We start from the raw sequence: 11558 nt of genomic DNA, 5'->3' as shown, positions 1-11558 counted from the left end.
GTCAGGTGCGCTTGAGGTCGATCCGGCTCGTCACCACCATCTTGCCGGTTGCCGGATCCATGTCGGTCACCGTCATGCGCATATTGTCCGGCCCGATCTTTTCTACGGTCAGCTCCGCATTGCGGTCGCCATTGACGACTTTCGCCCAGTGGATGTCGAGGTTGATTGCGTCGCCCTTGCGGCTTCCGCTGAGCCCGGCAGGTCCGCTGCGCGAACCTATGTAAGTGCCAGTGTAGCTCGCCCCGTCGACCTTCAGGTCGGCGCGGATTTCCCGCGACATGATCAACAACGTACGACAGGTGCCGTCAAGCGAGAGCGAGTCCGCCGTCGCGTCCGAAGTGAAGTTGCAGTTGATGTTCATCACCGGCGTGTTCGTTCTGATCCTGACCATCCCCTTACCGGAGAACTTCCCCTGCAGCGATCGCAGGAAAGCCGCCTCGTCGGCATGCGCGCCCGTCGCGCAGAAAAAACAGGCGGCGGCCAGCAAAGCGGCGGTCGATTTCATCAAGACGTTTCCCTCTCGCGATCATGCGCCCTCCGACGGAAGGCGTGGACTTAACGGGTGCTCAGCCGCCAGGTTCCGCCGCCGCGATGACGATTTTTTGACGCCCGCTCCGCTGGCCCAGTGGAATGACGCCACTAACGGTTGCGGCCCGGGTTCGGGCTTGCGACATAGGGCTCAAATGGCGCCCGCTCCCTCGATCCCAAAAGCCGCGTTCTGGATGGCTCTGTCAATCGCCTCGATGCTGGCGATGTCGGTTGCCGGCCGCGAGACGACGGCCGAGCTCAACGTCTTCCAGGTGCTGGAGCTGCGCTCGGTGATCGGTTTCTTCATCCTTTTGCCGCTGGTGATGATGAGCGGCGGTTTTGCCGCGATGCGCAGTGAGCGCCCGTTCGCCCATATCGCCCGCAACATGATCCACTATACCGGCCAGGCCGCCTGGCTCTACGCGCTGACGCTCATTCCGCTCGCCGTGCTGATCTCGATCGAGTTCACCACGCCGATCTGGACGGCGATCCTGGCGGTCAGCTTTCTGGGGGAAAGACTGTCCCGGTCGAAGCTCACGGCGATCGTGCTTGGCCTGATCGGCGTGGTCGTCATCGTGCGCCCCAGCGCCGGCTCGATGGATCCCGGCCACCTCGTCGTGTTGGGCGCCGCGGTCTGCTTCGGCATCTCGATGGTGCTGGTCAAGTCGATGACCAAAACCGAAAGCGTGGTGCGCATCATCTTCTGGATGCTGATCATCCAGTCGGCGGTTGGCCTGATCCCGGCTCTCTACAGCTGGCACAACCCTTCGCCAGGGCTCTGGCCATGGATCTTCGTCATCGCCTTCACCGGCATGTCGTCGCATTTCTGCCTGGCCCGCGCGCTCGTCCATGCCGATGCCACGATCATCTCGCCGATGGACTTCCTGCGCGTGCCGCTGACGGCGCTGGTCGGCTGGCTGCTCTACCATGAGCAGATCGACGTCTTCACCGCCGGTGGCGCGGCTCTGATTCTCGCCGGCAATTTGCTCAACCTGCAGAAGAAGACGCCGCGGGTGGCAGAGGCGGAGGCGGCAACGCCCTGAGCTAGAGCATGATCCCGAAAAGTGGGAACCGGTTTTCGGACAAAGATCATGCTCCAACAAAAAGCTAGAGCGTTATGGCGATTCAACGAAGCGCCATCACGCTCTAGACCAGCTCCACGTCCACCACGCCCTGCACCGCGCGCATGGCGGAGGCGATCTGCGGCGAGACGCGATAATTACCCAGGCCGATCTCAATCTCGCCCTGCGCCTCTCCCTTGAGAACGATGATGCTGACTTGACTGTCGCCACGCTGTTTGAGCTGCGATTGAATGATCGACGATGGTCCATCGTCCCTGACGAAGATGCGCAGCGCTTTCTGGATGCGGCTGGCTTCGTCGTCCAGTGATTGCACCGAGTTGATGCGCAGGTTTACGCCCTCAGGCCTGTCTTCGGCCGCAACCATGATCACCACCGAACTGCCGGGCTCCAGCATGTCGCGATACTGCGCCAGGCCTTCGGAAAACAGCACAGCCTCATACTGTCCCGTCGTGTCGGAAAACTGCACGACGCCCATCTTATTGCCGGTACGGGTCTTGCGCTCCTGCTTGGAGGTGACTGTGCCGGCAAGACGCCCGGCGGCGGCGCCGCGTTTGACCGCAGCCGAGAATTCCGCCCAGTTCTGCACCCGCATCTTCTGCAGCGCGGACTTGTACTCGTCGAGCGGATGCGCCGAAAGATAGAAGCCGACGATCTGGAATTCACGGTGCAGCTTGTCGGCAGCAAGCCACGGATCGGTCGCCGGCAGGTTGAGAGCCTGCGACTGGCTCCCAAGCGAAGCGCCGAAAATGTCGGCCTGGCCGGAGATGGCGTTCTGCTGCGCCAGCGAGGCAAGGCCCATCATCCGCTCGACGCCGGCCATCATCTGCGCGCGGTCATGGCCGAAGCAATCGAGCGCGCCCGCCATGATCAGGCTTTCGAATACGCGCTTGCCGACGATCTTGGGATCGACCCGCTCGCAGAAATCGGCAAGGTTCTTGAACGGCTTCTCGCCGCGCTTCTCGACGATGTGCTCGACCGCCGCGTCGCCGACGCCTTTCAGCGCCGCCAGCGAATAGAAGATCTTGTTCTCGCCGACCTCGAAGGGACGGAAACTCGACATCACCGACGGCGGCACCACCTCGATGCCGAGGCGCATGGCGTCCTGGCGGAAATCGGCCAGCTTGTCGGTATTGCTCATGTCGAGCGTCATCGACGCCGCAAGGAACTCGACCGGGTAATGCGCCTTGAGATAGGCGGTCTGGTAGGAAACGACCGCATAGGCCGCGGCGTGCGACTTGTTGAAGCCGTAGTCGGCGAACTTGGCCAGGAGGTCGAAGATGAAATCGGCCTGCGGCTTTGAGACGCCGCGCTCGACTGCGCCCGTGACGAAGCGCTCTCGCTGCTTGTCCATCTCGGCGCGGATCTTCTTGCCCATGGCGCGGCGCAGAAGGTCGGCTTCGCCGAGCGAATAGCCGGAAAGCTCCTGCGCGATCTGCATCACCTGTTCCTGGTAGACGATGACGCCTTGGGTCTCCTTCACCAGATGGTCGATCTTGGGATGGATCGAGGCCATCTCCTCCTCGCCATGCTTTCTGGCATTGTAGGTCGGGATATTCTCCATCGGGCCGGGGCGATAGAGCGCCACCAGCGCGATGATGTCCTCGATGCAGTCCGGCCGCATGCCGATCAGCGCCTTGCGCATGCCGGCACTTTCAACCTGGAACACGCCGACCACCTCGCCGCGCGACAGCATCGCGTAGGTGTCGGGGTCGTCGAGCGGTATCTTGGCGAGATCGATGTCGACGCCGCGTCGCCGTATCAGCTTCACTGCCGTTTCCAGCACCGTCAGCGTCTTTAGGCCGAGGAAGTCGAACTTCACCAGCCCCGCCTGCTCGACATATTTCATGTTGAACTGGGTGACCGGCATGTCCGAGCGCGGATCGCGGTACATCGGCACCAGCTCGGACAGCGGACGGTCGCCGATGACAATGCCCGCGGCATGCGTCGAAGCATGCCGGTAGAGGCCTTCGAGCTTCTGCGCCGTGTCGAGCAGCGTCTGCACGATCGGCTCCTTCTCCGCCTCCTCGGCGAAGCGCGGCTCGTTGGCGATGGCGTCCGCCAGCTTGACCGGATTGGCCGGGTTCTGCGGCACCATCTTGGAGAGCTTGTCGACCTGACCGTAAGGCATCTGCAGCACGCGGCCGACATCGCGCAGCACCGCGCGCGCCTGCAGCGTTCCGAAGGTGATGATCTGCCCGACCTGGTCGCGGCCGTATTTCTGCTGGACATAGCGGATGACTTCCTCGCGCCGGTCCTGGCAGAAGTCGATGTCGAAGTCCGGCATCGACACCCGATCCGGATTGAGGAAGCGCTCGAACAGCAGCGAGAAACGCAGCGGGTCGATGTCGGTGATGGTGGTCGAATAGGCGACCAGCGAGCCGGCGCCCGAACCGCGCCCCGGCCCGACGGGAATGCCTTGCGCCTTCGCCCATTTGATGAAGTCGGCAACGATCAGGAAGTAACCCGGGAACTTCATCTTCTCGATGATGCCGAGCTCGAATTCGAGCCGCTCGCGATATTGCTCGACCGTGTAGCCGGGCGTCGGCCCGTGCGCGGCCAGCCGCGCCTCCAGACCTTCGCGCGCCTGCCGGGCAAGCTCGGCCGCTTCCGCCTTCTCGGCTGCGTCCTTGTCGGCGGCATCGGCACCGGTGAAGCGCGGCAGGATCGGGCTGCGGGTCTTCGGATAGTAGGAGCAGCGCATTGCGATCTCGACCGTGTTGTCGATCGCTTCGGGCAAGTCGGAAAAGAGGCGCGCCATCTCTGCCTGCCCGCGCAGGAAATTGTCAGGCGAAAGCCGCCGGCGGTTGTCGGCGGCAACCACCGAGCCTTCGGCAATCGCAATCAGCGCGTCATGCGCCTCGTAATCCTCGCGTTTGGAGAAGAAGGCCTCGTTGGTTGCGACCAGGGGCAGGTCATGCGTATAGGCAAGGTCGACGGTCGATTTCTCGACCATGCGGTCGTAGCCGGCGACCCGCTCCAGCTCGACATAAAGCCTGTCGCCGAACAAGCCTTTGAGGAACAGCAACCGCTGTTGAGCGAGGTCGCGCCGGTCCGCTTTGAGCGCACTGCCGATCGGACCGCGCGGCCCACCGGTCAGACAGATCAGCCCGTCGCACCGATCTTCCAGCATAGCGCTGGTCAGATGCACCGGCTCGCCTGGCGGCGTCTCCAGATAGACCTTGCTGATCAGCCGCACGAGATTGCTGTAGCCGTCCTCACTGGCGGCGATCAGCACGACCGGCGACATCTCCGGCCCATGGCGGCGGCGGTCGCGCTGGCCGTCGCTCGCTTCCCCGGAAAAGGCCAGATCGATCTGGCAGCCGATGATCGGCTGGACGCCGTCCTTGACCGCCTTCTGCGCGAATTCCAGCGCGCCGAACAGATTGTTGGTGTCGGTGACGGCGATCGCCGGCGCCTCGTCCTTGACGGCATGGCCGACGATCGCGCTAAGCTGCAAGGCGCCCTCGAGCAGCGAATAGGCCGAATGCACGCGCAGATGGATGAACCTACGCGCCGGCGTTTCGGGCCGCGCGGCCTTCACTGCCGCCTCGCGCTGCAAAGGATCGCGTGGAAGTCGTTCATCCGCCATGTTTTTTCACGCTGTGCCAAGACTCATCGGTGCAGATGTATTGTCCCGGACGGGGCCATACCAGTCCAGCACAATCGACCGCAGACCACAGGCGGTCCCGCACCGCCCCTTCTCAGGCAAACTCCATGATCACCGCATCGACCGCCAGGCTGTCGCCGGGCTTCGCGTTGAGCTTGGCTATCGTGAGGTCGCGTTCGGCGCGCAGTACGTTTTCCATCTTCATCGCCTCGACCACGGCCAGCGTCTCGCCGGCCTTGACCTCCTGGCCCTCGGCCACGGCGATCGAGACGACGAGACCAGGCATTGGGCAAAGCAGCATTTTCGAGGTGTCGGGCGGCAGCTTCTCCGGCATCAGCCTTTCGAGCTCCGCGATGCGCGGCAGCATGGCGCGCGCCGTCACCGACATGCCTTTCCAGGCGATGCGCAAACCGTTCAGCGTCGGACGGATCTGCGCCGCGACCTTGTCGGCGCCGATCGTGCCCTGCCAGATCGCGTCGCCCGGCCGCCAGTCCGAGGCGACGGTCAGCGGCTTGCCCCCGTCGATCGACAAATCGACCTCCATCGGGATGGAAATCATGCCGTCGACGATCTCGACCGGGAGATAGTCCGCGCCGATCTTCACCACCCAGTCGCGCTTGAGATGTCCCGAATGCGGCGCCAGCCGGCCGCTGAGGCGGTCGAGCCGGTCGCGGCGCAGCAGTTCGATCGCCGTTGCGACGGCGGCGAATACCGCCCTCTCCTCGCCATCCGGCGCGACCGGCGAAAAACCGTCCGGATATTCCTCCACGATGAAGCCTGTCGACAGCCGCCCCTCGCGCCAGCGCGGATGCTGCATCAGCGCCGAAAGGAACGGGATGTTATGCTCGATGCCGTCGACGATGAACCTGTCCAACGCCTCTGACATGACGTCGATGGCTTCCAGCCTTGTCGGCGCCCAGGTGCAGAGCTTGGCCACCATCGGGTCATAGAACATCGAGATTTCCGAGCCTTCGGTGACGCCGGTGTCGTTGCGGATGACGGTGCCGCCGAACGTACCCTCCTCCGGCGGTCGATAGCGCGTTAGCCGGCCGATCGACGGCAGGAAGTTGCGGAAGGGATCCTCCGCGTAAAGGCGGCTCTCCACCGCCCAGCCGTTGAGCTTCACGTCGCTCTGCTTGATGCCGAGCTTCTCGCCGGCGGCAACGCGGATCATCTGTTCTACCAGGTCGATGCCGGTGACCAGCTCGGTCACCGGGTGCTCGACCTGCAATCGCGTATTCATTTCAAGGAAATAGAAATTCTTGTTCTTGTCGACGATGAACTCGACGGTGCCGGCGCTCTGGTAGTCGACGGCCTTGGCCAGGGCCACCGCCTGCTCGCCCATCGCCTTTCTGGTCTTGGCATCGAGGAACGGCGACGGCGCTTCTTCCACCACTTTCTGGTTGCGGCGCTGGATCGAGCATTCGCGCTCGCCGAGATAGACTGCCGTGCCATGCGCGTCGGCCAGCACCTGGATTTCGATATGGCGGGGATCGACGACGAACTTCTCGATGAAGACGCGGTCGTCGCCGAAGGAGCTTTTCGCTTCCGAACGCGCACGCTCGAAGCCGTCGCGCACCTCCGATTTGCTCCAGGCGATGCGCATGCCCTTGCCGCCGCCGCCGGCCGAGGCCTTGATCATGACCGGATAGCCGATCTCGCCGGCTATCCTTTCGGCATGGTCGGCGTCTTCGATGACGCCCAGCCATCCGGGCACGGTCGAGACCTTGGCCTGGCTGGCGAACTTCTTCGATTCGATCTTGTCGCCCATGGCCTTGATGGCCTTGGGCTTCGGCCCAATGAAGACGATGCCTTGCTTCTCCAGCGCCTCGCAGAAAGAGGCGCGCTCCGACAGAAAGCCATAGCCCGGATGCACGGCTTCGGCGCCGGTCTCCTTGCAGGCGGCGATGATCTTCTCAGGCAACAGATAGCTCTGTGCCGCCGGCGAAGGTCCGATATGCACCGCTTCGTCGGCCATCTCGACATGCACGGCATCGCGGTCGGCATCCGAATAGACCGCGACGGTGGCAATCCCCATCTTGCGCGCGGTCTTGATCACGCGGCAGGCGATCTCGCCGCGATTGGCGATCAGGATTTTCTTGAACATTCGGATGTCGTCCTCCGGCGAAGCGGTCCAGTTCTATGGACAATCCCGCCATGTCTCAAGTGGCCGGCCGGTGCGCATCCGACTTGCTCGAATTGCGACTGCCGCGCCGAAAAACGTCGCAAGGGAAGTTGGCCGCCAGCAAGGAAAGCGATAAGGTGGTCGATGGGCTCGGAGATACAAACGGCGGGCAGAGATTTCGTCCCGCCAGGCGGGAACGGCGGCCTGCCGTAACCTGAAACTTACTGATTGCCTTGGGAGGAAACGCCTGATGAAAACGCGTGCCGCAGTCGCCGTCGCCGCCGGAAAGCCGCTGGAGATCATGGAGGTCGACCTCGAGGGGCCGCGCGAAGGCGAAGTGCTGGTCGAGGTCAAGGCGACCGGCATCTGCCATACCGACGAGTTCACGCTGTCGGGCGCCGATCCGGAAGGGCTGTTTCCGGCCATCCTCGGCCATGAGGGCGCCGGCGTGGTCGTCGATGTCGGCAAGGGCGTGACCTCGGTCAAGAAGGGCGACCATGTCATCCCGCTCTACACGCCCGAATGCCGGCAGTGCCCGTCGTGTCTATCGCGGAAGACAAACCTCTGCACCGCCATCCGCGCCACGCAGGGACAGGGCCTGATGCCCGACGGCACCTCGCGCTTCTCGATGGGCAAGGACAAGCTGTTTCATTACATGGGCTGCTCGACCTTCTCCAACTTCACCGTGCTGCCCGAGATCGCGGTGGCCAAGGTCAATCCCGACGCTCCCTTCGACAAGATCTGCTACATCGGCTGCGGGGTCACCACCGGCATCGGCGCGGTCATCAACACCGCCAAGGTCGAGCAGGGCGCAACCGCCGTGGTCTTCGGCCTCGGCGGCATTGGTTTGAATGTCATCCAGGGTCTTCGCCTTGCCGGCGCCGACATGATCATCGGCGTCGATGTCAACAACGACAAGAAGGCCTGGGGCGAGAAGTTCGGCATGACGCATTTCGTTAATCCGAAGGAGATCGACGGCGACATCGTGCCTTACCTGGTCAACCTGACCAAGCGCGGCGCCGACCAGATCGGCGGCGCCGACTACACTTTCGACTGCACCGGCAACACCAAGGTGATGCGCCAGGCGCTGGAGGCCTCGCATCGCGGCTGGGGCAAGTCGGTCATCATCGGCGTCGCCGGCGCCGGCCAGGAGATTGCGACCAGGCCCTTCCAGCTGGTCACCGGCCGCACCTGGATGGGCACCGCCTTCGGCGGCGCGCGCGGCCGCACCGATGTGCCGAGGATCGTCGACTGGTACATGGAGAAAAAGATCCAGATCGATCCGATGATCACGCACACGCTGAAGCTCGAGGACATCAACAAGGGCTTCGACCTGATGCATGAGGGCAAGTCGATTCGCAGCGTCGTGGTTTACTGAGAAAACAAGCCGCCGACCTATGGCCAGCGACTGAAGTTGCACAGGTTCAACAAGGGAGGAACTCAATGCCTGAAAAACTGCATCCGAAGATCGACAACGGCTTGCCGAGGGAGAGCGCGAGCTTTGCCGGTGGCACGCTGGTCTGCGCCTGCACCAGCAATCCGGTGAAGGTGAAGGTCAAGGGCCAGATCGCCCACAACCATGCCTGCGGCTGCACCAAATGCTGGAAGCCGGACGGCGCTATCTTCTCGGTCGTGGCCGTCGCCGGCACTGGCGATGTCACCGTCACCGAGAATGGCGACAAGCTGAAGGTGGTCGATCCCGCCGCGCTGATCCAGCGCCATGCCTGCACCGGCTGCGGCGTCCACATGTACGGCCCGGTCGAGCGCGACCATCCCTTCAAGGGCCTGTCCTTCATCCATCCCGAGCGCTTCGAGGAGGATGGCTGGTCGCCGCCGGGCTTCGCCGCCTTCGTCTCCTCGATCATCGAATCCGGCGTGGACCCGAGCCGCATGGCCGGCATCCGCGGCCAGCTGAAGTCGATCGGGCTTGAGCCCTATGACTGCCTCAATCCCGGCCTGATGGACTATATGGCCACCTGGACCGCCAAGAAGTCCGGAGCCTTGGCGGCCTGACAATTGCGAAATTTCATGCGAAGGGGCCGGCCTATGTCGGCCTCTTCGTACATTTGGAGATAAGGTTGCCTGCCCCCATCATTTATGTCGACGCGGATGCCTGTCCGGTCAAGGCCGAGGTCGAGAGGGTCGCGGAGCGCCACGGCGTCGTCGTCACCTATGTCTCCAATGGCGGCCTGCGGCCGTCGCGCGATCCGATGATCCGCAACGTCGTCGTCTCCAAAGGCGCGGATGCGGCCGACGACTGGATCGCCGAGAACGCCAGGGCCAACGACGTCGTGATAACGGCCGACATTCCGCTTGCCGCGCGCACGGTGGCGCTAGGCGCGCATGTGCTCGGCCCTACCGGCCGCCCCTTCACCCCGGAAACCATCGGCATGGCGGTGGCGATGCGCGATCTCAAGCAGCATCTGCGCGAGACCGGCGAAAGCCGGGGCTTCAATGCCTCCTTCACACAGAAGGACCGTTCGCAGTTTCTCGGCGAGCTCGACCGCATCTTGCGGCGCGCGCTCAAATCCGTCACACCGGACTGATCCAACGTCTTCAAGGGCCTCAGGCCATGGGTGACGATCTCAAGACGCCGATGCATCGGCACATGCAGTTCGCCCTCGCCGCGGCCATCGGTATCGTGGCACTGCTGCTTGCCTTGTTGCTGCGCTGGCCGCTCCCCTACTCGATCGGCGCCAATGTGTTCTTTGCAAGCTATATCGCCCTGGTGCTGACCCTGATGCCGAGCCTTACCGGCCGCTATCTCCGCAAGAATGCGCGCGCGACCGACCTGCCCGTGCTGCTGATCTTTGCCGTCACCCTCTTTGTCGTCGGCGCGGCCATCGTCTCGCTGTTCCTGCTGATCAACCGCAAGGATGCCGCGCATCCGCTGCAGCTCGCCTTCGCCATATTGTCGATCCCGCTCGGCTGGTTCACAATCCACGCTATGGCGTCGCTGCACTACGCGCACGTCTATTGGAAGGATGGCGACGGGATCGACGAGAAAACCCACAAGAAGATGCCGGTCGGCGGCCTCGATTTTCCGGGCGGCAAAAGGCCGGAAGGCTGGGATTTCCTCTATTTCGCGACGGTCATCGGCATGACGGCGCAGACGGCGGACACGGCCGTCACCACCTCGCAAATGCGGCAGGTCGTGCTTGTTCATTCGATCCTGACCTTTTTCTTCAACACGGTGATCGTCGCGGCGGCAGTCAATCTCGCGGTCAGCCTGGGCTCTCCGTAATAAATCCGTGATCGCATGAAACATTGCCTTGTGCGGCGACGTATTGAGGGGGAGACAATGACCTGAGAAGCCGCTTGCTTGAGGCGGCCGGAGGCAAGATGGACACCGTTGCCAACAACCATTCCGCCGCCGAGGCGGACGGCAAGGACACGACCCTCATCTACCGGCAATCGCGCTGGACGCGGTTGACCCACTGGATTTGGGCTTTCTCGCTGTTCTTCATGCTGCTTTCCGGCCTGCAGATCTTCAACGCGCGGCCGCAGCTCTATGTCGGCAAGCAGTCCGGCTTCGAGTTCAACAACACGATCCTCCAGATCGGCGCCGAAAACACCGCCAACGGTCCGCGCGGCTTCACTGAAATCTTCGGCCATCGCTTCGACACCACCGGCGTGCTCGGCTGGTCGGGTCCCCCGGGACAAGAGACGCCCCGCGCCTTCCCTTCTTGGGCGACGATCCCGTCCTATTACGACCTCGGCACTGCCCGCGTCGTGCATTTCTTCTTCGCCTGGATCCTGACCACCACCCTGCTCATCTGGCTGATCGCCAGCCTGGTCAACGGCCATATCCGTCGCGATCTTGCCCCTCGCGTGTCAGACCTGCGCAAGCTGCCGCGCGACATCGTCGATCATGCGAAGCTGAAGTTCCACCACACGCGCGAATACAACACGCTGCAGAAAATGGCCTATGGCGGCGTGCTCTTCGTGCTTTTGCCGCTGATGATCGTCACAGGCCTCGCAATGTCGCCGAGTATGAATTCGGTGCTGCCCTGGCTCAACGAAATCCTCGGCGGCAGGCAGACGGCGCGCACCATCCACTTCACCGTCATGGTGCTGCTCGTGCTTTTCTTCATAGTCCACATCCTGATGATCCTCGCCGCCGGCTCGATCAACGAGCTGCGTTCGATCGTCACCGGCTGGTACCGCACCGACCCGCCTGCGAAGCACGTTGAGCCGACCGAGAGGAGCGCCTGAC

At 63.2% G+C, this 11558-nt stretch carries 9 protein-coding genes; 6 read left to right on the top strand and 3 right to left on the bottom strand.

Going from position 1 to position 11558, the window contains the following annotated elements; all coding sequences use genetic code 11:
* Position 1: 1 nt before the first annotated feature.
* Entirely contained in the window at positions 2-505 is a 504-nt protein-coding gene (locus tag LB535_RS08345; RefSeq protein WP_224628148.1) for a hypothetical protein, read from the bottom strand.
* Between the two features lie 178 nt (positions 506-683).
* Between LB535_RS08345 and LB535_RS08340 the strand changes: the two genes are divergently transcribed.
* Positions 684-1571, top strand: a complete 888-nt coding sequence (locus tag LB535_RS08340) for a DMT family transporter (protein WP_224631846.1) — start codon at positions 684-686, stop codon at positions 1569-1571.
* Positions 1572-1674: 103 nt separating this feature from the next.
* Here LB535_RS08340 and dnaE read toward each other — a convergent pair whose 3' ends face one another.
* On the bottom strand, positions 1675-5199 hold the full coding sequence (gene dnaE, locus LB535_RS08335; RefSeq protein WP_224631845.1) for a DNA polymerase III subunit alpha: 3525 nt from the start codon (positions 5197-5199) through the stop codon (positions 1675-1677).
* Between the two features lie 112 nt (positions 5200-5311).
* The gene (locus LB535_RS08330; protein ID WP_224631844.1) at positions 5312-7324 is read right to left on the bottom strand and encodes an acetyl/propionyl/methylcrotonyl-CoA carboxylase subunit alpha; all 2013 of its coding nucleotides are present in this window, start codon (positions 7322-7324) and stop codon (positions 5312-5314) included.
* Positions 7325-7592: 268 nt separating this feature from the next.
* On the opposite strand from LB535_RS08330, the gene LB535_RS08325 reads away from it, so the two are divergent.
* From LB535_RS08325 to LB535_RS08305, 5 genes are all read left to right on the top strand, one after another.
* On the top strand, positions 7593-8720 hold the full coding sequence (locus tag LB535_RS08325; protein WP_140627385.1) for an S-(hydroxymethyl)glutathione dehydrogenase/class III alcohol dehydrogenase: 1128 nt from the start codon (positions 7593-7595) through the stop codon (positions 8718-8720).
* 65 nt (positions 8721-8785) lie between these two features.
* Positions 8786-9355, top strand: coding sequence for an S-(hydroxymethyl)glutathione synthase (gfa, locus tag LB535_RS08320; RefSeq protein WP_140840349.1), 570 nt, complete (start codon positions 8786-8788; stop codon positions 9353-9355).
* A gap of 65 nt (positions 9356-9420) precedes the next feature.
* Positions 9421-9888 carry a YaiI/YqxD family protein gene (locus tag LB535_RS08315; RefSeq protein ID WP_224631843.1) on the top strand — a complete coding sequence of 156 codons (468 nt, stop codon included), beginning with the start codon at positions 9421-9423 and terminating at the stop codon, positions 9886-9888.
* A 26-nt stretch (positions 9889-9914) separates the two neighbouring features.
* The gene (locus LB535_RS08310; protein ID WP_224602678.1) at positions 9915-10586 is read left to right on the top strand and encodes a DUF1345 domain-containing protein; all 672 of its coding nucleotides are present in this window, start codon (positions 9915-9917) and stop codon (positions 10584-10586) included.
* A gap of 98 nt (positions 10587-10684) precedes the next feature.
* Positions 10685-11557: a cytochrome b/b6 domain-containing protein gene (locus LB535_RS08305; RefSeq protein WP_224631842.1), complete on the top strand. Its 873-nt coding sequence runs from the start codon at positions 10685-10687 to the stop codon at positions 11555-11557.
* Position 11558: the final 1 nt, after the last annotated feature.

The sequence above is a fragment of the Mesorhizobium sp. CA10 genome, assembly GCF_020165285.1.
GTDB lineage: Bacteria > Pseudomonadota > Alphaproteobacteria > Rhizobiales > Rhizobiaceae > Mesorhizobium.
The sequence above is the reverse complement of the archived record's forward strand: the minus strand, read 5'-3'. Positions and strand labels throughout refer to the sequence as shown.